General features: G+C 49.0%; 18 protein-coding genes. 6 read left to right on the top strand and 12 right to left on the bottom strand.

Going from position 1 to position 21,944, the window contains the following annotated elements; translation table 11 throughout:
• The gene (locus CXL14_RS09950; RefSeq protein ID WP_007408119.1) at window positions 1-585 is read right to left on the bottom strand and encodes a fatty acid metabolism transcriptional regulator FadR; all 585 of its coding nucleotides are present in this window, start codon (window positions 583-585) and stop codon (window positions 1-3) included.
• An 88-nt stretch (window positions 586-673) separates the two neighbouring features.
• Entirely contained in the window at window positions 674-2,362 is a 1,689-nt protein-coding gene (locus CXL14_RS09945) for an AMP-binding protein (RefSeq protein WP_014721631.1), read from the bottom strand.
• 105 nt (window positions 2,363-2,467) lie between these two features.
• On the opposite strand from CXL14_RS09945, the gene CXL14_RS09940 reads away from it, so the two are divergent.
• The gene (locus CXL14_RS09940) at window positions 2,468-2,902 is read left to right on the top strand and encodes a DUF2711 family protein (RefSeq protein ID WP_014418584.1); all 435 of its coding nucleotides are present in this window, start codon (window positions 2,468-2,470) and stop codon (window positions 2,900-2,902) included.
• Window positions 2,903-3,040: 138 nt separating this feature from the next.
• Here the strand turns inward: CXL14_RS09940 and CXL14_RS09935 are convergent, their stop codons facing one another.
• The 5 genes from CXL14_RS09935 to zapA all read right to left on the bottom strand — a co-directional run bounded on the left by CXL14_RS09935 (window position 3,041) and on the right by zapA (window position 8,456).
• Window positions 3,041-3,445: a DUF350 domain-containing protein gene (locus tag CXL14_RS09935; protein ID WP_003152541.1), complete on the bottom strand. Its 405-nt coding sequence runs from the start codon at window positions 3,443-3,445 to the stop codon at window positions 3,041-3,043.
• A 16-nt stretch (window positions 3,446-3,461) separates the two neighbouring features.
• Window positions 3,462-5,819 (bottom strand): endonuclease MutS2, encoded by a 2,358-nt coding sequence (locus tag CXL14_RS09930; protein ID WP_014418585.1) that lies wholly within the window; start codon window positions 5,817-5,819, stop codon window positions 3,462-3,464.
• A gap of 20 nt (window positions 5,820-5,839) precedes the next feature.
• Window positions 5,840-7,552, bottom strand: a complete 1,713-nt coding sequence (polX, locus tag CXL14_RS09925) for a DNA polymerase/3'-5' exonuclease PolX (protein WP_007408115.1) — start codon at window positions 7,550-7,552, stop codon at window positions 5,840-5,842.
• 105 nt (window positions 7,553-7,657) lie between these two features.
• Window positions 7,658-8,191 (bottom strand): CvpA family protein, encoded by a 534-nt coding sequence (locus tag CXL14_RS09920; protein ID WP_014418586.1) that lies wholly within the window; start codon window positions 8,189-8,191, stop codon window positions 7,658-7,660.
• Window positions 8,192-8,198: 7 nt separating this feature from the next.
• Entirely contained in the window at window positions 8,199-8,456 is a 258-nt protein-coding gene (gene zapA / locus CXL14_RS09915; RefSeq protein WP_007408114.1) for a cell division protein ZapA, read from the bottom strand.
• A 133-nt stretch (window positions 8,457-8,589) separates the two neighbouring features.
• On the opposite strand from zapA, the gene rnhC reads away from it, so the two are divergent.
• A complete protein-coding gene (gene rnhC, locus CXL14_RS09910) occupies window positions 8,590-9,531 on the top strand; it encodes a ribonuclease HIII (RefSeq protein WP_014418587.1) in 942 nt (313 codons plus the stop codon).
• 36 nt (window positions 9,532-9,567) lie between these two features.
• On the opposite strand, the gene pheT is transcribed toward rnhC, so the two are convergent.
• From pheT to CXL14_RS09895, 3 genes are all read right to left on the bottom strand, one after another.
• Window positions 9,568-11,982, bottom strand: a complete 2,415-nt coding sequence (gene pheT, locus CXL14_RS09905) for a phenylalanine--tRNA ligase subunit beta (protein ID WP_012118137.1) — start codon at window positions 11,980-11,982, stop codon at window positions 9,568-9,570.
• Window positions 11,983-11,995: 13 nt separating this feature from the next.
• On the bottom strand, window positions 11,996-13,030 hold the full coding sequence (gene pheS, locus CXL14_RS09900; protein ID WP_003152530.1) for a phenylalanine--tRNA ligase subunit alpha: 1,035 nt from the start codon (window positions 13,028-13,030) through the stop codon (window positions 11,996-11,998).
• A gap of 361 nt (window positions 13,031-13,391) precedes the next feature.
• On the bottom strand, window positions 13,392-14,138 hold the full coding sequence (locus CXL14_RS09895) for a TrmH family RNA methyltransferase (RefSeq protein ID WP_007408111.1): 747 nt from the start codon (window positions 14,136-14,138) through the stop codon (window positions 13,392-13,394).
• A 120-nt stretch (window positions 14,139-14,258) separates the two neighbouring features.
• On the opposite strand from CXL14_RS09895, the gene sspI reads away from it, so the two are divergent.
• From sspI to CXL14_RS09875, 4 genes are all read left to right on the top strand, one after another.
• Entirely contained in the window at window positions 14,259-14,474 is a 216-nt protein-coding gene (gene sspI / locus CXL14_RS09890; RefSeq protein ID WP_003152527.1) for a small acid-soluble spore protein SspI, read from the top strand.
• Between the two features lie 61 nt (window positions 14,475-14,535).
• Window positions 14,536-15,621 carry a CdaR family transcriptional regulator gene (locus CXL14_RS09885; RefSeq protein WP_014418589.1) on the top strand — a complete coding sequence of 362 codons (1,086 nt, stop codon included), beginning with the start codon at window positions 14,536-14,538 and terminating at the stop codon, window positions 15,619-15,621.
• A gap of 99 nt (window positions 15,622-15,720) precedes the next feature.
• A complete protein-coding gene (gene glcD, locus CXL14_RS09880; RefSeq protein WP_014418590.1) occupies window positions 15,721-17,133 on the top strand; it encodes a glycolate oxidase subunit GlcD in 1,413 nt (470 codons plus the stop codon).
• The gene (locus CXL14_RS09875; protein WP_014418591.1) at window positions 17,130-18,458 is read left to right on the top strand and encodes a (Fe-S)-binding protein; all 1,329 of its coding nucleotides are present in this window, start codon (window positions 17,130-17,132) and stop codon (window positions 18,456-18,458) included. The genes glcD and CXL14_RS09875 overlap by 4 nt, the downstream gene beginning before the upstream one ends.
• Before the next feature lie 69 nt (window positions 18,459-18,527).
• On the opposite strand, the gene cstA is transcribed toward CXL14_RS09875, so the two are convergent.
• Entirely contained in the window at window positions 18,528-20,324 is a 1,797-nt protein-coding gene (gene cstA, locus CXL14_RS09870; protein WP_014418592.1) for a carbon starvation protein CstA, read from the bottom strand.
• A gap of 110 nt (window positions 20,325-20,434) precedes the next feature.
• Window positions 20,435-21,934 carry an arabinosylfuranosidase ArfA gene (gene arfA / locus CXL14_RS09865; RefSeq protein ID WP_014418593.1) on the bottom strand — a complete coding sequence of 500 codons (1,500 nt, stop codon included), beginning with the start codon at window positions 21,932-21,934 and terminating at the stop codon, window positions 20,435-20,437.
• Window positions 21,935-21,944: the final 10 nt, after the last annotated feature.

The following is a 21,944-nucleotide window of genomic DNA, read 5'->3' as shown; positions in this document are numbered from 1 at the left end:
TTAGTTTTGATGAATCCCTGACACCAACAGCTCCAATACCTTGTCTGACAAATCCGGAAGATCATATTTCTGATCGTTCATCACCCATGTTGTCACTGTTTCATCTATCGTCCCGAATATCATCTGCCGGGCGAGGCGGACGTCGAGATTGTCTTTCCATTCCCCCGACTTGATTCCTTCGGTCAAAATGGTGTCCAGCATGTTTAAATAACCTTTTAAAATATCATTGATTTTCAGGCGCAGCTTGATATTCGACTGTCTGAGCTCAAGCTGGGTCACAATCGCGAGGTGGCGGTCATTGCCGAGCAGTGTGAAATGCTGCTTAATAACGAGGGCGAGTTTTTCTTTTGCCGTCGTTTTTTCTTTCACTTCTTCTTCCATGCGTTCAATGAACTGGCCCATCTTTTCTTTAAAAAGAGAAATGAGTATATCCTCTTTGTTTTTGAAATATAAATAGATGGTGCCGTCCGCAACGCCGGCCTGCTTGGCGATTTTGGACACCTGTGATTGGTGATAGCCGTTTTCCGCTATGACTTCTACTGCTGCATCAATAATCTGCATATACTTTGGCCGTTTTTGGTTCAATGTCATCGTTCCTTCCTCCGATAAATGAATGACTATTCATTCATAACTTCATGATAAAAAGGAATCCGGATTTTGTCAAGTTTTTCTTTTAAGGCACCTTGTTTTCACGGGAAGCATCTTCCTCTTCGACTAAACGCCTTCTTAATATTTTTCCGACGGCCGTTTTCGGAAGCTCTTTTCTGAATTCGTAAAGCTTCGGGACTTTGTACGGCGCAAGCCGCTCTCTTGCAAACGCATCAAGCTCATCGGCATCTGCCTCGGCGCCTTTTTTCAAAACGATAAATGCTTTCACCGTTTCCCCCCTGTAGGAATCAGGAACGCCCGCTACGACGATTTCCTGAACGGCTTCATGCTCATACAGCGCCTCTTCCACCTCCCGGGGGTAAATGTTGTATCCGCCGGCAATGATGATGTCTTTTTTCCTGTCGGCGATGTAGAAAAATCCTTCCTCATCCATATATCCCATATCTCCGGTAAACAGCCAGCCGTCTCTGATGACACGCGCCGTCTCCTCCTGCTTATTCCAGTATCCTTTCATGACCTGAGGACCTTTTACGATCAGCTCGCCGTGTTCATACGGCCCCGCAAGCCCGCCTTTTTCTTCTGAATAGATTCCGGCGTCGGTATTGGGCCAGGGACAGCCGATGCTGCCGGGTTTATTTTTTCCCCAAATGAAGTTTGAATGGGTAACCGGTGATGCTTCGGATAATCCGTAGCCTTCCACAAGCTTTCCTCCGGTCACTTTTTCAAATTTCTGTTTGACCTCAACCGGAAGCGCCGCTGAACCGCTCGGACAGCTTTCAATGGAGGACAAATCATACTTATTCAGCTCCGGGTGATGCAACAGCCCGATGTAAATCGTCGGCGCCCCTGGAAAAACCGTCGGCTTCAGCCTGTCGATTGTTTTCAGGGTATCCAAAGGATTGAATTTGGGAAGAAGGATCATTTCACATCCCTGCATAATGGAAAAATTGAGCACGGCGGTCAATCCGTACACATGAAAAAAAGGCACGATGCCGAGCACCTTTTCGGCTCCCTTTTTCATTTTGTACATCCAGGCGGCGCACATTTCTGTATTGGCCTGAATGTTCCGGTGTGTGAGCATGACGCCTTTCGGGTAGCCGGTTGTTCCGCCCGTGTATTGAAGCACGGCGATGTCATGCGCAGGGTCAATATCAAATGGCTCCGCTTCCTCCGCTCTTTCGTTTTTTAAAATATCCGCTAATTTGTGAATTTGTTCGCAGCCGTCATAATCAATATGCACCTGTTGTTTTTGCGTGAGCGTATACAGCATATTTTTCGGGAACGGCAAAAAGTCTTTTATACTCGTTGTAATAATGCGTTCGACGATTGATAACGTTTTCATTTTTATCACCTTCGGAAACAGCATATCGAGGGTGATGATCACGCGCGGCGCACTGTCTTTCAGCTGATACTCAAGCTCGTGTTCCGTGTAGAGAGGATTGGTCTGAACGACAATGCCGCCGGCAAACAATACGCCGTAAAAAGCGATGACCGACTGCGGACAATTGGGCAGCATAATGGCGGCTCTGTCACCTTTTTTCAGGCCTGTTTTGCGTAAAAAAGCGGCCAGCTTTAACGAATCTGTGAGAACGTCTTGGAATGTGAGTTTTTTTCCGAGAAAATAAATGGCGGTGTGGTTCGGGAATTGAGCTGCGGAGTTTGTCAGATTGGATGGCAGGGTTTGATCAGTAAATTCAAGCTCATGCGGAATCTCTTCGGGATATTGAGAAAGCCATGGCTTTTCAGACTGCATAATACCTCTCCCTTCTGTTTTCCTATACACTATTATTATAGCAGAAGGGTGATTGGAATTGGAAAGCGTTTCATGTGAAATTTCGAGTCTCAGGAGGTGTTGAGTTTGCTGGAAACGCTGCATTTTGAAGAGGGAGTTCCTATCCTGCGCCAGCTGCCGAAGCCGTTTACGTCGGCCGCCTTTTTGCTTCATCCCGATCTGTACTTGCCGAGCGATGATGTCACTTCACCATTTTTAATTCCGGGACTTTTGGATGTGTTCCGTTCAAAAGGCATAAAGCGCTGCACTTATTATGAGCCGGTCGAAGAGAAAGGCATATTTTCACTCAATCAAACGGCGGCTTCGGATGTATGCGGACTGCTGCGGGCTGACATGATCATTGCCGACGAAAAACGGCGCGCCGCTTTTATGAGCATATATGATTCTTTTACGACACTCTTTCTCATGGAAGATCAAGACATGCCATCTGTCATCCGCGCCATGAGTCGGGAAGCCGTCATTTGCTCCGATACGGCCTGCATAAACTGGTATTCTCAATAAAAAAGGCCGCCGATTTTAGTTCGGCAGCCTTTTTTCAGTATTAAGATGTCATGACCAGATAAATAAGTCCGATGAACAGAAAAATTCCCGCTGCCGACAGCAGCACTTTCGCAAGCTTCTCCATTTTTCCCCGTCCCCTTAAATCCCGGCGGCCACCACAAATGACAGGCCGACTGAGATGACAAATGAAATAAAGCCGACAGCTCTGTTATCTTTTTCAATTTCTTTATCAATTTTAAACCGGGGCGTCAGAAATTCAAAGATAAAATAGCTGATTAAAAGCATAATAAATCCATATACGCCCCAGCCGATCATTTGCAAAAGCGAATTATGCTGGGCGATGCTGTGCTGAAAGACATTTGCGATACCGAGAATTTTCCCTCCGGTCGCCATTGCCACCGCAAGATTGCCTTTTTGGATTTCCACCCAGTTTTTATAGGATGTCACCAATTCAAACACGGTCAGAAAAATGACGAGACACAAGACGGCTACACTGTAATAAGCCGCGATTTCAACAAGCTCATTTTCCCAAAAAGCATTCATGACGTTTACTCCCTTTTTATTTTAGTTCGACAATCGTTACGCCTGATCCTCCTTCTCCCGCTTCCCCGAACCGCGAGCTTTTCACGCTGCGGTGGTTTTTCAGAAGATCCTGCACCCCTTTTCGGAGGGCGCCCGTGCCTTTTCCGTGAATGATGGACACTCTCGGATAGCCGGCAAGCACCGCGTCATCTAAATATTTTTCGACGCGGCTGAGGGCGTTTTCGTAACGCTCTCCCCTGAGGTCAAGTTCAAGCGATACGTGATAATCCTTCCCTTTTACGGCGGTGATTGCTTTTTCTTTTTTCGGTTCAGGAGCCGATTTGAGAAACTCAAGATCTTTTTCCTTCACCTTCATTTTGAGGATGCCGATTTGAACGTTCCATTCTTTCTCGCCGGTTTTTTCAAGCAGCGCCCCTTTTTGTCCGAATGTGAGCACCTTTACTTCGTCGCCCGGCTTCAGCTCGCGTTTTTTCTCTGTTTTTCTTTCCGGCTGCTTTGATTTTTCAAAAGCCGGCATCGCGTCTCCGAGGCGTTTTTTGGCGTCAATCAGCTCGTGTTCCTTAAAGGATCTGTGTTCTTGCTTGATGGACCGGAGTTCGCGGATAATCTGTTCGGCTTCATTTGCGGCGGCTTCCAGTTTTTCCGCAGCTTTCTGCTCGGCTTCTTCCATCATTTTATCTTTTTGGGCGTTCAGCTCAATGATTTGCTGCTGAAGCTCTTTGTGCAGTTTTTCTGCTTCTTTTCTGATTGATTCGGTTTCAGAAAGCTCTTCATCCGCTCTTTTTTTGCTATTTTCAAGCGATGCGATCATCAGATCGACTTCGTTATGTTCGGCGGTCATTTCTGACTTCGCCTGGCCGATGATATGCTCCGGAAGCCCAAGGCGTCTTGAGATTTCAAATGCGTTGCTTCGGCCCGGCACTCCGATCAGAAGCTTATAGGTAGGCGAAAGCGTTTCAATGTCAAATTCAACGCTGGCATTCATGACGCCTTGTCTGTTATATCCGTATGCTTTCAGTTCCGGATAATGGGTTGTCGCAAGCACTCTGGCGTTTGTCCGGTGAACTTCGTCAAGGATGCTCATGGCAAGCGCCGCCCCTTCCTGCGGATCTGTTCCGGCACCGAGTTCATCAAACAGCACAAGACTGTTTTCAGACACGTCTTTTAAAATATTGACGATATTGACCATGTGGGATGAGAACGTACTCAGACTTTGTTCGATCGACTGTTCATCGCCGATATCGGCAAACACATTGTCAAATACGGCTGCTTCCGATCCCTCATCAGCCGGTATGTGTAATCCTGCCTGCGCCATAATCGTCAGCAGCCCGAGTGTTTTTAACGTAACGGTTTTACCGCCCGTATTCGGCCCCGTGATAACGATCGTTGAATAATCTCCGCCCAGTTCAATATCGTTGGCCACGACTTGATCTTGGGGCAGCAGCGGATGGCGCGCTTTTTTCAGCCGGATAAAGCCGTCTCCGTTCATAAGTGGTTTTGTCGCCTTCATCGCTTTTGCGTATCTCGCTTTGGCGAAAATGAAATCCAGTGTCTGCAGCACTTCCACATTTTGAGCGATTTCTTGTGTGTGTTCAGCCGTATGCTCCGTCAGCATTCGAAGAATCCGTTCGATTTCCTGTTTTTCTTTTACTTTCGCCTGCTGAAGCGAGTTGTTCATATCTACGATCGCCTGCGGTTCAATAAACAGTGTCGCACCGGATGAAGATGTATCGTGGACAATTCCGCCGTAGCTTGATCTGTATTCCTGTTTGACCGGGATGACAAAGCGGTCATTCCGAATCGTAACGATGGTGTCAGACAGCATTTTAGAAGCGGAAGATGAACGCAGCATCGATTCAAGCCGGTCTCTGACTCTTGATTCAAGCGTCCTGAGCTGCGTGCGGATTCCCCTTAAAGCGGGTGACGCATGATCAAGCACTTCACCATGGTCATCAATGCAGGAGTTAATCTCCCTTTCCAAATCGCCTAATGTAATCAGCTCTTCTGCATGGGCCTGTATCAGCGGAATGCCGACGCCGTCTTCTGTCATTTGGCTGATAAAATGCTTCATTTGTTTAACGGCATACAGCAGCCCGGACAATTCGGTGAATTCCGCCGGTGTCAGCACACTGCCGATTTCCGCCCGCCGTAAAGCGGATCTTATGTCGGTCAGTCCGCCGAACGGAGCATGGCCTCTCAAGCGCATGACCGCGGATGCTTCTTCAACTTCATCCAGCTGTTTTTGGATGTCTGAGAGATCCGTCAAAGGTTTCAGCTGCAGAAGCTTCTCCCGGCCGAGCGATGAGACGGCATGTGCGGTAATCTGTTCTTTTACTTTATGAAATTCAAGTGATGATAACACTTTTTGCTGCACGGTTTTGTGATCCTCCTTACTTAATCATTGCGCGTCAGAAATGCTTTGACCTCGTGTAGCGGCCGGGCGTTTAACACATGTTTTGTCTCCGTCCAGCCTTTGCGCGCAGCGGTCACGCCCGTTTTCATATCATCGAGCATCTCGATATTATGGGCATCGGTATTAATGACCAAAGTCACACCTTTTTCATTTGCTTTGATCAGATGCTCAGTCCGCAAATCGAGGCGCGCGGGGTTTGCATTCAGTTCAAGCGCCGTATTTGTTTTGGCGGCGAGTTCAATCAGCATGTCGATGTCGACTTCATAGCCGGCCCGTCTGCCGATCAGGCGTCCCGTCGGGTGGGCGATAATGTCCACGTGCTTATTCGTCAGCGCCTGTTCAAGCCGTTTCATAATGACATGCTCCGGCTGGCTGAAGCTTGAATGAATAGATGCGATGACAAGATCCATTTCAGACAGAACACTGTCATCATAATCAAGCGAACCGTCGGGGAGAATGTCCATTTCTACGCCTTTAAAAATATGAAAATTTTCAAATTCAGCGTTTAACGCGTCAATTTCTTCCGCCTGTTTTTTGAGCCGCTCGGCCGTTAACCCGTTGGCTACCTTTAAATATTGGGAATGGTCGGTGATCGCCATGTACTGATAGCCTTTTGCCATACATGCTTCTGCCATTTCCCTGATGGAAAAAGCGCCGTCACTCCAGGCTGAGTGCATGTGGAGATCGCCTTTTATCGCTTTATGCTCCACAAGGTCCGTTTCTTCCCGGTACGTGTCGACCTCCTGCCCGCTTTCTCTGAGCTCAGGAGGAATAAACGGCAGACCGAAGTGGGCGTAAAACGCTTCTTCGCTCGGGAATGTTTTGACGTCTCCCGTTTCTATAGTTTCTACTCCGTATTCACTGATCCGTTCACCGCGCTCTTTCGCCAGCTGGCGCATTTTAATGTTGTGATCTTTAGAACCGGTAAAATGATGCAGTGTGGTGGCAAACTGTTCCTCTGTCACAAGCCGGAAATCCACACTCGTCTCATATTCAAAGGTCAGGATGACTGATACTTTTGTATCCCCGCTCGCTATCACGTCTTTTACGTTCGGGAGAGAAAGAAGCTGTTCTCTGACAGCCTCCGGATGATCTGTAGCGATAATGTAATCCAGATCTTTTACGGTTTCCCGCGCTCTTCTGAGACTGCCGGCCCGGGAATATTTCTGAATATCCGTCAGCCGGGCCAAATGTTCTTCAATTACTGAAGCAATGCTGAGCGCATAGCCGATCGGAAACCGTTCCGGCTGTTTTCCGGCTTCTCCGAGAGCCTGGAGGATTTTCTCCTCCGTTTTTTTGCCGAAACCGGCGAGCCCCTGAACTTTTTGCTGCTCGCACGCTTCTTTCAGCGATTCCGCGTCATGAACGCCCAGTTCCTGATACAGCTTGGCGATTTTTTTGCCGCCGAGGCCCGGAAGCTTCAAAAGAGGAACCAAGCCTTCCGGAACTTCTTTCTGCAATTGGAGAAGCGTGCCGGACACACCTTCCTGCATATATTCACGAATGACGCCGTAGGTGCCTTTTCCGATTCCGGATAAAGACATCATGTCGTCGATTTCCGACAGGCTGCGGTCATCCTGCTCAAGCGCCGCTGCCGCTTTTCGGAAGGCTGATATTTTAAACGGGTTGTCCCCTTTCAGTTCCATATAGACCGCAATCGTTTCAAGCAGCCTGATGATATCTTTTTTATGCATACTGTTAACCCCCAGTCGTTTCCTGCTTTTCATCATACAAATTTTTCTCCTCCGGCACAACTGACGCAGAGCTTGAAAAAAACTTCTCCGGTCAAGAGAAGTTTTTTATGCCCCGTACTGGGCCCACAGTTCTTGCAGGAGCCCTGACAGATACGGCGTATGATGTGTGATGATATTTGCAAGCGTCGATTGTGCGAGCATATCCTGAAGCGCGCTTACCGGCAGTACGGATGCGACGTATAACAGGATAAACGCAAATAAATAGACTTCCAGAAACCCAAGCACCCCGCCCAGCAGTTTGTTGATCTGTTTAATGACCGGAATGCCGGCGATGATATTAAGCGCCGCTCCGATAATCCGGAGCAGAATCTTTGCGATGATAAACAAAATGACAAACGCGATCGCGTTGTAATAAGCCGTCTCTACGTTTCCTTTAATAAAAGACAGAGCCGCCTGCCCGCCGGAAAAATCAGGCGCGGGTATAAAGCTCAGATGCGGGGCCAGGCTTTTGTAAAAAAGCGCCGCAAACGCAATCGAGAGGATGAAACTCGTTAAATATATAAATTGGAGGATAAATCCTCTTTTTAATCCAAGCAATGTGCCCATTAAGAGCAAAACTAAGATGATGATATCTATCATATGGTGTTCATTCCTTTTCTTTAAGCTGCCGCTCCAGTATTTCATATTTTTCTTGCAGTTTCATATAATCATGCACGACATTGACCGCAGTCAATACAGCGAGCTTATTTATATCAAGATATGGATTTTTCTCGTTGATTTCTCTCATTTTATCATCAACCACTCCGGCCACATGGCGCATGTGCGCTTTGCTTTCTTCCCCGATAATGGTGAAGTGCTGGCCGTAAATGTTTACTGTCGTTTTGGTTTTTTTGCCGTCAGACAACGTTTCTCCTCCATTCCGCGAGAATCCTAGTTCCTATCATACCACGATTATCGTTTGAATGGAAAGACGAGCCTCGGGCTGTTATGATACACTGGTATATACAGTGAAAAGTGCCAAAAAAGGAGATTATATCGTGTCCCATTCTATTATAAAAGTATCCGCTTCCGCTATGGAACAAATGAAACAATCCTATGCCGGCTCCCTTACTCCCGCCGTTCCGCAGGGCGCCGTCTTCCAGGCCAAGCCTCCGGGCTGTACCATTACAGCCTACCGCTCGGGCAAGGTTCTCTTTCAAGGAAAAAACGCCGGCACAGAAGCGGCCCGCTGGGGAACGGCTGAGACGCCGAAAGCAAAGAAAACCGTCAAAAAAGCGGCCGACCCGCTTTACGCTCCCCCGGCGGGCATTGCCTCCATGTCAGTGATCGGCTCTGATGAAGTCGGAACAGGCGATTACTTCGGGCCGATAACGGTTGCCTGCGCCTACGCCGACAAAACAAAGCTCTCTTTAATGAGAGAACTCGGTGTGAAGGATTCGAAGGATTTAAAAGATCCGCAGATTATTGAAATCGCCAAACTGTTAATTAAAACCATTCCTTACAGCCTGCTTGTGTTAAAAAACGAAAAATACAATCAGATGCAGGAAAAAGGCATGAGCCAAGGAAAAATGAAGGCGCTCCTTCATAATCAGGCGATTTCCAATCTGCTGAGAAAAATGAACGGCGTTAAACCGGAAGCGATTCTGATTGACCAATTCGCAGAGCCCGGCATTTATTTTAAGCATCTTTCCGGACGGGATATCGTAAAAGAAAAAACGTTTTTCAGCACGAAAGCGGAAAGCATACATCTTTCCGTCGCCGCAGCCTCTATCATTGCGCGATATTCTTTCTTAATTGAAATGGATAAGCTTTCGCGTGAGGCTGGGATGACGATTCCAAAAGGCGCGGGGCCGCACGTCGATGAAGCTGCCGCCAAGCTGATCATCAATAAGGGAGAAGGTGCGCTCAGAACGTTCACCAAACTTCATTTTGCCAATACGCAAAAAGCGAAACGCCTTGTTGAACGGAAGCGGTCATAGTAAAAAAGCTTGCAGAGTGATCTGCAAGCTTTTTCTTTATCCTCTTAATACGGCCTGATACGTTTCTTCCAGCGCTTTCAGCACGTTTTCATGTACTTTTGTCACTTCTTCTTCTGTCAATGTTTGTTCAGGGTTAACATATTGGAGCGAGAAGGCGACGGATTTTTTGCCTTCTTCCATATGCTCACCTTCGTACACATCAAATACGGTGACTTCTTTCAGCAGCGCGCCGCCGGCTTCTTTGATAACGGCTTCGAGCTGTCCGCTTGTAACGGTTTTATCTGCCACAAGCGCAATGTCGCGCGTGACGGACGGGTACTTCGGAATCGGCGTATACACGACAGGTTCTGTTTCCTCGGTCAGAAGCGCGTGCAGATCAAGCTCGAACACATACGTTTCTTTGATATCCAGCTCTTTTTCCATTGCCGGATGCACCTGGCCGATAAATCCGGCAAGCGAACCGTTCAATAGAATGTTTGCCGTCCGGCCGGGATGCATGTTTTTGCGTTCTGACTGGACAAATTCAACCCGGTCTGACACATTCAATTGATGCAGCAGGCCTTCAACGATTCCTTTGGCGACGAAGAAATCAACCGGCTTTTTCTCACCCTGCCATAAATTTTTGCGCCACAATCCGGTTACAGCTCCGGCAACCCGTTCTTTTTCAACCGGTTTTGTGTTTTCTTCTTTCGTCAGAAATACAGAACCCGTTTCATATAAAGCAACGGAATCAGTCTGTCTGGCCAGATTGTATGAAACGGCTTCAAGAAGATTCGGCACGAGGCTGTGTCTGAGAATGCTTCTTTCTTCGCTCATCGGCAGAGCAAGCATCGTGTTGAATGATTTTTCGATCGCAAAAGCGGCCGCTTTTTTATCATTCGTTAATGAATAAGTGGTCGCTTGTGAAAGACCCGCTCCTTCAAGGAAACGTCTCACTTTCCGGCGTTTTGCCTGGTACGGTGTCAAGCCGCCTGTCGTGCCGGCCGTTTCCGGAAGCGTGGACGGAATATTGTCATACCCGTACAATCTCGCCGCTTCTTCAATCAGGTCTTCTTCTATTCTAATATCTCCGCGGCGCGACGGGACCGTTACGACGAGAACGTCTTCAGCTTCACCGACTGCAAACCCGAGGCGCTTGTAAATGCTGATGATTTCTTCTTTAGCGATTGTCATGCCGAGCACGGCGTTCACTTTTTCAACAGACACGTGAATATTGTTTGCTTCGATTTTCAGATGGTTTTCTTCAACCGTGCCTGAGAGCACTTCTCCGCCGGCATATGCCTGAATGAGACTGCAGGCCCGTTCAGCCGCCAGCAGAACGCGTGCCGGATCAATGCCTTTTTCATATCTGGCGCTCGCTTCGCTTCTCAGCCCGAGGTCTCTCGACGCTTTGCGGACGGTCTGTCCGTCGAAATAAGCGGCTTCCAGTAAAATCGCAGTGGTGTCTTCACGGACTTCAGACTCAGCTCCGCCCATGACTCCCGCAACGGCTTGCGCTTTTTTTCCGTTTGTGATGACCAAATGGCTGCTTGACAGCTTGCGCTCTTGCTCATCCAGCGTCACGATGGTTTCATTTTCCGCCGCTTTTCTGACGACGACCTCTTTTGAACCGAACCGGTCGTAATCGAAAGCGTGAAGCGGCTGTCCGTACTCAAGGAGGACGAAGTTTGTAATGTCCACGACGTTATTATGCGGGCGGATGCCTGCATTCATCAGCTTCGTCTGCATCCAAAGCGGTGACGGGCCGATTTTGACGTTTTTAATGATTTTTGCGGCATAATGCGGATTGGCCTGCGTATCTTCAACCTTAACGGAAACAGCATCCGCCGCTTTTTCTGCCGCTTTTTCATATGAAGCCTCCGGAAGCTTTACCTCTGCGCCGAGAATAGCCGCAACTTCATAAGCCACGCCAAGCATGTTCATCGCGTCGGCGCGGTTCGGCGTTAAGCCCAATTCTAAAATCGCATCATCAAGCTGAAGGGCCGCCATTGCGTCAGCTCCCGTTTCAGCATCATTCGGAAAAACGAAAATGCCTTCCGCATATTCTTTCGCCACGAGCTTGCTTTCAATGCCGAGCTCCTGAAGGGAACAGATCATGCCGTGAGACGCTTCGCCGCGCAGCTTGGCTTTTTTAATTTTGAAATTGCCGGGAAGCACGGCTCCGACCGTTGCAACGGCAACCTTCTGTCCTTTATCAACATTCGGGGCGCCGCAGATAATCTGCACGGGTTCCTCCGCACCGATATCAACAAGGCATTTGTTGAGTTTGTCGGCATTCGGGTGCTGTTCACGCTCAAGCACGTGTCCGATGACAACGCCTTTTACGCCCTCCCCTTTATACTCGATACCCTCAACTTCAATACCGGCTCTCGTAATTTTTTCTGCAAGCACGGCCGGGTCGATTCCCTGCAAGTCAACGTAATCTTCTAACCATTTATAAGAAACAAACATGTGTATCCTCCTCTTACGCCTGTTTAAACTGCGAAATGAATCTGACATCATTGGTATAGAAATGGCGGATATCTTCAATGCCGTATTTCAGCATCGCGATACGTTCCACACCCATTCCGAAAGCAAAACCCTGGTATTCCTCAGGATTGAATCCGGCCATCTTCAACACGTTCGGGTGAACCATGCCGGCGCCGAGAATTTCGATCCAGCCTGTTTTTTTGCAGACGGAGCAACCTTGTCCGCCGCACTTAAAGCAGGTCACATCCACCTCGACAGAAGGCTCTGTGAATGGGAAAAAGCTCGGACGGAGCCTGATTTCACGATCTTGGCCGAACATTTTTTTGGCGACCAATTCAAGCGTGCCTTTCAGGTCGCTCATGCTGATTTTGCGGTCGACGACGAGACCCTCAATCTGCATGAACTGATGGGAATGTGTCGCGTCATCGTTGTCGCGGCGATACACTTTACCGGGACAAATGATTTTGACGGGGCCTTTTCCTTTATGCTTTTCCATCGTGCGCGTCTGCACCGGTGACGTCTGCGTTCTCATCAGCATTTCTTCTGTAATGTAAAAGCTGTCCTGCATGTCGCGGGCCGGATGTTCCTTCGGCAGGTTCAGCGCCTCAAAGTTGTAATAATCCGTTTCCACTTCAGGGCCTTCTTCGACGGTATATCCCATTCCGATAAATAAATCTTCAATTTCTTCAATAACGACCGTCAGCGGATGGCGTCCGCCGATGTTTACCTGACTGCCCGGCAATGTGACGTCAATCGTCTGGCTGCTGAGTTTTTTATTCATCTCTTCTTGTTCAAGCTGTTCATTTTTCGCCGTAATGGCTGCTGCAATGCGCTCTCTCACTTCATTGGCGAGCGCTCCCATTTTCGGGCGCTCTTCGGCGGACAGTTTGCCCATGCCGCGGAGAACTTCTGTAATCGGCCCTTTTTTTCCGAGATATTGCACCCGAATGTCGTTAACTTCTTTTAATGAACCCGCCGCTTCTACTTTTTCTGCAGCTTCCAGTTCGAGCTGTTTAAGCTTCTCTTCCATCATGCATCCTCCTTTTATGTAAACCAAACCGTTCTATGCCTTTTTCAGAAAACAAAAAAACCCGCCCCTTGAGAGAAGGGACGAGTTGTGGCCGCGGTACCACCCTTTTTAAGGCAGACTTCATCTGCCGACAGCTTCATTGACATAACGGAAACGATCGTTCCGGTTCACCTTTACGCGCGTTTGGCGCGGTCCCGGTGACAACTCGAGAGGTGAAAATCAATTTTTGTGCTGCGATAAAAATGCTCTCAGTCAGCGGCATTTTCTCCCTGGAAGGCAGTGTGTGCAAAAATTGACGTCCTCTGTCACGGTTTTTACATTATTGCTATCTATTATAGTGAAATCCAAGGCTTTTCGCAACCTATCCTCTGAGATGATAAACGAGGATGGCGGCCGCTACCGCCACATTCAGCGATTCCGCCTGTCCGTACAGCGGAACGTACAAGTTGAGATCCGTTTTTTGCAGAAGGCCGGCGTCCACTCCCGCCCCCTCGTTCCCGACGATTAACGCGAACGATTCTTCAGGCTTCACGCTTTGATAAGCCGCACCGTTTTCAAGCGCCGTGCCGTAGATCGCGACGCCTTGTGATTTCAGCTCAGCGGTAAACTCATCAAGCGGACGTTTCAAAATGGGAATATGAAAATGAGAACCTTGTGCTGAACGCAGCGTTTTTCCGTTGTACGGGTCTGCTGTTCCCTCACCAAGGACAACGGCGTCGATCCCCGCCGCATCTGCCGTTCTGATCATTGTTCCTAAATTCCCCGGGTCCTGCACGGCATCAATCAGAAGCAGCCGCTTCAGCTGATCAGGCTGCTTATCCGGCATATGGCAGACCGCGGCGATCCGCTGCGGCGTTTCCGTTTCCGTCACGGCTGAAAACGCGTCTTCGCTCAGCACGTAGCACGGGATACTCATGTCCAGATCGGCCGGGATGGCGCTCTCATCGTTTACGAGAATTTCTTTTACCGTTCCCTTTGATTTGAGCGCTTCTTCTGCCAGATGCTCTCCTTCTATCAGAAATGTATTCGTTTTAAGTCTCTCTTTTTTTGTGTGAAGTTTTTTCCAATCCTTCACTTTTTGGTTTTTTGCAGAGTCGATTCGTTTCACTTTATGTCTGTGCTCTCCTTTTTTCATGCATGTTGTTATTATATCTTAAGAACAGCACATAATAAACCGCGTGCGCGGTAAGAATATGCGTATCACATTCAGGAAAAAGGAGCGGTTGTAATGGATCTTAATTTACGCAACGCCGTTATTGCCAATGTAACCGGCAATAACCAGGATCAGCTGGAGCATACTATCGTTGACGCCATCCAAAGCGGTGAAGAAAAAATGCTTCCGGGCCTCGGCGTCTTATTCGAAGTTCTTTGGCAGCATGCGTCGGACTCAGAAAAAAATGAAATGCTCAAAACACTTGAAGGCGGATTAAAACCTGCGCAATAAGCATGAACCGGGTGATGGCACACCCGGTTTTTTTTGTATAATAATGGCGAGGGGGATCGCCATGCAGTTACAGCCGGAACTGGCAAAGAAGTTGATTGCCGAAGTCAAACATATGTACAGCCGCGAAGTGATTATTGCCGATACAAAAGGAATGATCATCGCGGGCACCAACGAGGCGCGCGCCGGATGGTTTCATGAAGGCGCACTGATCTGCGCGCGCGAAAAACGGAATGTCATCATTACGAAAGAAGATGAAAAACGGCTCGAGGGCGTAAAAGCAGGACTGAACCTCCCCGTTTTTTCAGGTCATGAAGTGATCGGAGTATTCGGTCTGACAGGAGACCCTGACGATATCCTTCCTTTCGGAGAATTGCTCAGAAAAATGACGGAGCTGTTTATTAAAGAAACGCGCCATATGGAAGAAGCGCAGTGGCGTGCGAGAATGCTTGAATCCTTTATGGTTGATTGGCTGCAGCTGAAAGAATGGTCTCCGGGCTTTTTAGAAAAAGCAAAGCTCATCGGCGCAGACCTTCACGCATACCGCCGGATCATACTCATTCAAGGCCGTTATGAGCAATATAAAGCGGAGGAGCTCGGGCGGCTCTGGCAGTACGAATGCCCTGAAGACCTGTTTGTCCGCTGGGGAAATGAACGCATTCTCATTAATCATGAAGCAAATTCGGCTTCCAAAACACAGCTCATTAAAAAGATCGGCGCCGTTTTCGGGCAGCCTGTCACCGCCGGCATCGGACGGATCGTTCCGGGAGAGCGCCTCACGGAATCATACGAACAGGCGGATAAAGCACTTTCAGCCGGTATCGGTGACAAGCAGGCCGTCTTTGAAGAAGATTTAAAACTGGATATGTGTCTTGCCGATATCACACCCCGCACGAGGTCGGAATTTTCACGGCGGGTTCTCGAGCATGTACTGGACCGGGAAGAACTTCTGGATACGCTGCGCGCCTTTTTCGACCGGCAATTATCGTTAAAGCGCACCGCCGACGACATGCATATTCATATCAATACATTGCGCTACCGTCTTTCCAAACTGGAATCACTGACAAATATGAAACTTGACCGCCCCGAAGACATAACGGCTTTTTATTTGGCGCTGCGCTTTTTAGATCAACATACAAAAATCACGTAATCATATCATCATTTTTCATATGTTTCTCCATAGTGTGCGGAATCGTTTTTCTTTACAATTAAATGAAAACGCTTTTCTTATCAGGGAGGTTGGGAGAACATGATTTCACGAGAGGCAAAAGAAGCGTTCATCCGGACGGTCGGGAAGGAGAATTATGATGATTCGGCGGCGGGCCGTCTTGTGTATTCTTATGATGCGGCTCCTCAGCTGCAAGCCATGCCGGATGCGGTAATCGCCCCCCGCAGCGCGGATGACGTGTCGCGTATACTAACGATTTGCAGCAGGCATGACATTCCGATCGTGCCGAGGGGTTCAGGCACAAACTTATGCGGCGGCACATGTCCGTCTGAAGGCGGGCTTGTGCTTTTATTCAAACATATGAACCGCATTCTAGAAATCGATGAAGAAAATTTGACGGCAACCGTCCAGCCGGGCGTAATCACGCAAGATATGATCCGTGCGGTTGAACAAAAAGGTTTATTTTATCCGCCTGATCCGAGCAGCATGAAAATATCGACGATCGGCGGGAATATTAATGAAAATTCCGGCGGGCTGCGCGGTTTGAAGTACGGCGTCACCCGGGATTATGTCCTCGGCCTTGAAGCCGTCTTGGCTTCAGGCGATATCATCCGCACAGGAGGAAAGCTGACAAAGGATGTCGCCGGTTATGATCTGACCCGGCTTTTCGTCGGATCAGAAGGGACGCTCGGCGTTGTGACGGAAGCGACTTTAAAGCTGGTTCCGAAGCCGGAAACGAAAAAAACGCTGCTTGCACTCTATGAACATATTGAAGCGGCTGCGGAATCGGTTTCTGCCATCATCGCTGAAAAAATCATTCCGGCGACACTCGAATTTCTGGATCAGCCGACACTGCAGGTCATTGAAGATTACGCCAAGATCGGGCTTCCGACCGACGCAAAAGCGGTGCTGCTGATCGAACAGGACGGTGACATCGAAACGGTCAGACGAGATATGGAAAAAATCGAAGCCATCTGTAAAAACGGAGCAGCCGTATCCGTCCAAACGGCTGAAACCGAGGAAGAGGCATTCTCGCTTACAGAGGCCAGAAGGTCGGCATTATCAGCCCTTGCCCGGCTGAAACCGACAACGATTCTGGAAGATGCGACCGTGCCGAGATCACAAATTGCCAGCATGGTCAAAGCCATTAACGAGATTGCAGAAACATACGGCTTGTCCATCTGCACATTCGGTCATGCCGGAGACGGCAACCTCCATCCGACGTGCACCACCGATATCCGAAATACAGAGGAGATGGAACGTGTCGAAAAAGCTTTTGCCGCCATTTTTGAAAAAGCGATTGAACTGGGCGGGACGATAACGGGTGAACACGGGGTCGGCATCGTAAAAGCGCCGTATTTAGAAATGAAGCTGAAAACAGAAGGCATCACCGCCATGAAAGCGATCAAACAAGCGCTTGATCCCCAAAATCTGCTGAATCCGGGAAAAATATTCGCCAATTCATCAAGGAAACGCGTGGTGGTGATGAAATGACAACGGCTAGAGAGCAGCAACAAATTCAAACAGAATTCAAAAACCGCATGGATGAAGGTGAATTGCTGAACTGTATGCGCTGCGGCTTCTGCCTTCCTTCCTGTCCGACCTATATCGAATCGGGATTTCAAGAATCCCATTCGCCGCGCGGCCGGATCGCCCTGATGAAAGCCGTCACTGACGGACTGATCGAGCCGGATGAAGATGTCGAGCGCTCACTTTCGCTGTGTCTCGGGTGCCGGGCATGCGAGCCCGTTTGTCCGGCAGGGGTCAATTACGGACAGCTGCTTGAAGAAGCGAGGGATATCATTCATCAAAATAAAAAACATAAGCCGGGCGTGCGCCTCTTGCGGAAAGCCGCCTTCACCGGGCTTTTCCCTCATCAAAACCGCATGCAGACAGCCGTGAATCTTCTCGGAATATACCAAAGATCGGGACTGCAGACCGCCGTCAGAAAAACCGGTATGCTGCGCGTTTTGCCTGAACATCTGCGCACAATGGAACAAGTGCTCCCGCCCGCCCCGAAACGGAAAGACATGAAGGAAAGGCCGCGTTTTCTTCCTGCCGCGGGTCCCGTCCAAAAACGGGCCGCTTTTTTCTCGGGCTGCTTAATGGATACGATGTTTTTAGCGACAAATCATGCGACAACGGCGCTTTTACAGGCGGCCGGGTGTGAAATCGCGGTTCCGGACGGCCAGGCGTGCTGCGGCGCGCTTCACGGGCACAGCGGAGAAAAAGAGATGGGAAAAGAACTGGCCAAGCGGAATATCGCGGCTTTTGAAGCGCTTGACGCTGATTATATCATTACAAACGCCGGCGGATGCGGCGCCTTTCTTCAGGAATATCCGCATTTACTGAAAGATGAACCTGGATGGGCGGAACGTGCCGAACAATTCGTCCGGAAGCTCAAAGACTTTTCATCCGTACTGGTTGATCTGAAGTTCCATCAAAAAAACCTGCGGGCACAGTCTCCTCATATCGTCACATATCAGGACTCCTGCCATCTCCGCAATGTGATGCATACGTCAGAGGAACCGCGCACGCTTTTGAAAAGCATTAAAGGGGCTGAGTACAGAGAAATGGAAAAGGCCGACAGCTGCTGCGGGTCGGCGGGAATTTATAATATAACAGAGTCAGAAATGTCTATGAAAATATTAGACAGCAAGATGAAAGCCGCCGGAAAAACGGAGGCGGCCGTCATCGTGACAGCCAATCCCGGATGCCTTTTGCAAATGCAGCTCGGCATTTTGCGCGAAGGATTAACAGGCCGTGTCCGCGCGGTTCATTTGGCGGATTACCTTTTGGAAGCGGCGGATTTGTCATAAGATGAAAGCAGAGAGACCGATCGGCTCTCTGCTTTTTTATGATGCTGCAATGTTCGGACGGCCGCGGATTTATCCGGGTATTGAAGCTTCCAGTCTGGCACTCGGATCACGCCATACATTCGCCCATTTTTTCACAGCCGCAATGATAATCACAAGCCCGAGAATGAGCATGATAATGGATAAAACGCCATTCAGCACGTTGTATCCCGCCGCTTCGGGGTTCAAATACACATACCGCACCATCCAATAACCCGCATAGTTGACGGTCACGTACAAATAAGCGAGAGGAATCAGGCATGTCAGCATATAGAGCCGCTTATCCGCTATTTTTAATACGACGGTCGCACCGATAATTAAGCCGACAGACGCCATAAGCTGATTGGATACGCCGAACAGCGCCCAAATGGAGCTGATATCGCCCGAATACAGAAGATAGCCCCACAGCAGGCAGGCGAGCGCGCTTGAGAAAATCGAGCCCGGCAGCCAGTCTGTTTTTTTCAGCGGCTTATAGACCTCTCCGAAAAACTCTTGAATCAAGTACCGGGCGACACGGGTTCCCGCATCAATCGCCGTTAAAATAAACACCGCTTCAAACATAATGACGAATTGAAAAAAGTATGAAGCCAAATGACTGAAAAACGGAATCTCCGTAAAGATATACGTCATTCCGACGGCAAGCGTAACGGCTCCGCCCGTTCTTCCTTCCAGACTGAGCCCGATTTCTTTGCTCAATTCAGGCAAATGGACGACATTCATCCCGAGGGTGCGGAATATTTCAGGCGTGCTGTTAATGGCAAAATAGTCGGCGGGCTCAAGAGCGGCAGCTGCAATGAGCGCCATAATTCCGACGAGACATTCCACAAGCATCGCTCCGAAAGCAACCGGCTTTATATCACTCCATTTATCCAGCATTTTCGGCGTTGTGCCGGAACCGACAAATGCATGAAAGCCTGAAATGGCGCCGCAGGCAATCGTTATTGAAATAAACGGCCAGACAGGACCCGCGATCACCGGCCCTCCGCCGTGAATAAACTCCGTTACGGCCGGGAATTTAATGGCGGGATTGACGAAAAAGACGCCTGCAATCAAAGCGGCAAAAACCCCGATTTTCATAAAACTGCTTAAATAGTCACGCGGAGCCAGTAAAAGCCAAACCGGAAGCGCCGCGGCGAAAAACGCATAGACAGGAAGCGCCACTGCAAGCGTTTTCGCATCCAGTGTCAGCATGTCCCCGAGAGCCGTTGCCTGCAGCCGCGGCCCGATGACAACACCGGCCATTAACAAAAGAAACCCGACAGTTGATGCGAGTTTGAGATTGCCTGTTTTTTTATAGTAGAGGCCGACCCCCATCGCGATCGGAATCGTAATCCCCACCGCAAACGTTCCCCACGGGTTTTTCTCAAGCGCGTGCAGCACAACCATGGACAGCCCCGCCATCGTGATCGTAATGATAAACAGCATCGAGAGACCCGTGCAAAAACCCGCCACCGGGCCGAGCTCTTCTTTGGCAACTTCAGAAAGCGTTTTCCCGTTTTTCCGCATTGATGCAAACAATACGACAATATCGTGCACGGCTCCTCCGATCACCGCCCCGATTAACAGCCATAAAAGCCCGGGCAGATAGCCGAACTGAGCTGCCAGAATCGGTCCGACAAGCGGGCCGGCAGCGGCGATTGCCGCGAAGTGGTGGCCGAATGACACCCACTTATTCGTCGGCACATAATCTTTCCCATCCTCAAGCACATGGGCCGGAGTCGGTGTCTGATCATTGATTTTTAATACTTTGACCATCATAAAGGTACCGTAAAGCCGATAGGCGATCGCCAAAATACATATAGACGCTATGACGATTGTAATCGCATTCATTTAATCCCAGCCCCTTTTCTCTTTTTCTAAATATTATCACAATTATCAGATAACAGGAGATGATTTTTGCGTGAAAAAAAGCCGGCAGCGCAGCCCGGCTTTTCGGAACATTATTTTCCTGATAAACGGATGACATTCCAGGACAGCGGAGTAAAATGAGCCGTTATCCCTTCAGCATTTGCCGAAGACGTTCCGTTGGAGTGCGGAATGACTTCTTTTCTGTTTTTTTGATTGGTCGCTTTCATATCCTGATGCTCCAGCACGATATGCTCAATGATGCGGTAATCTTCAAACCCTCTCAGCTTTATCTCCGTTTCCATCAGTTCCTTGCTTTTGTTGACGGCAAAAATGGTCAGTGCTTCATCCTCTTCGCGGTAAACGGCCGCGGCATCAACATACGGCACATCCGTAAAGTCCGCTGAGTCGTATTTCGGGGAGGTGATCAGCAGCTTCATCGAAGACCCTCTCCCGTAGACTGAGGCGTGCATGTAAGGGTAAAAGATCGGCTGCCTCCATGCTTCTCCGCCTTTTTCAGTCATGATAGGCGCAATTACGTTGACAAGCTGGGCAAGACAGGCGATCTTCAGTCTGTCCGCATGCTGCAGCATCGTAATCAGCAGTGAACCGATCAACAGCGCATCTTCTAAATTGTAGATGTCTTCAAGAATCGGCCGGGCCGTAATCCATGGCTCCACTTTTTTATCCGCTTCATTTGAGTGATACCACACATTCCATTCATCTAAAGAAAGGTGAATCGTTTTTTTGCTGCGTTTTTTCGCTTTCATATAATCACATACGGCTGTGACGGATTTAATAAAATGGTCTAAATCCATCGACTTCGCCAAGTAGTTCTCAAGATCATTTTCATGGTTGCCGTAATACGTATGCAGTGAGATGTAATCCACATGCTCGTACGTATGCTCAAGCACCTCGGCCTCCCACTCGATGAAGGACGGCATGCCGCTGTTTGAGCTTCCGCAAGCCACCAATTCGATCGTCGGGTCCGTCCATTTCATCACCTTTGCCGTTTCAGCGGCGAGCCGTCCGTATTCATGCGCCGTTTTATGACCGATCTGCCAAGGGCCGTCCATCTCATTTCCTAAGCACCATGTTTTGATGCCGTAAGGTTTTTCATATCCGTGCGATTTTCGTAAGTCGCTCCAGTATGACCCTTCAGGATGGTTGCAGTATTCGACGAGGTTCCGGGCGGCATCGATCCCTCTCGTCCCGAGATTAACCGCCATATTCACTTCGGCGTTCACTTTTTTCGCCCACGTTAAAAATTCATTCGTCCCCACTTCGTTCGTTTCTGTCGTCTGCCATGCCAAATCAAGCCTCCGCGGGCGGTCCTTCACCGGCCCGACGCCGTCTTCCCAATTGTAGCCCGAGAGAAAATTCCCTCCCGGATAGCGGATGAACGGCACTTGCAATTCCTTGATTAACTCCTGCACGTCTGTTCTGAAGCCGTCCTTGTCGGCTTTCGGGTGTCCGGGCTCATAAATGCCTTCATACACCGCCCGGCCCATATGTTCTATAAATGATCCGTACATCCGTTTGTCCACTTCACCGATGATATATTCTTTATCTGCTGTAATCCCCGCTTTTTTCATTATATTTCCT

The sequence above is a fragment of the Bacillus sp. SJ-10 genome (assembly GCF_002843505.1).
In the GTDB taxonomy this organism is placed as follows: Bacteria; Bacillota; Bacilli; order Bacillales; family Bacillaceae; genus Bacillus; species Bacillus velezensis.
The sequence above is the reverse complement of the archived record's forward strand: the minus strand, read 5'-3'. Positions and strand labels throughout refer to the sequence as shown.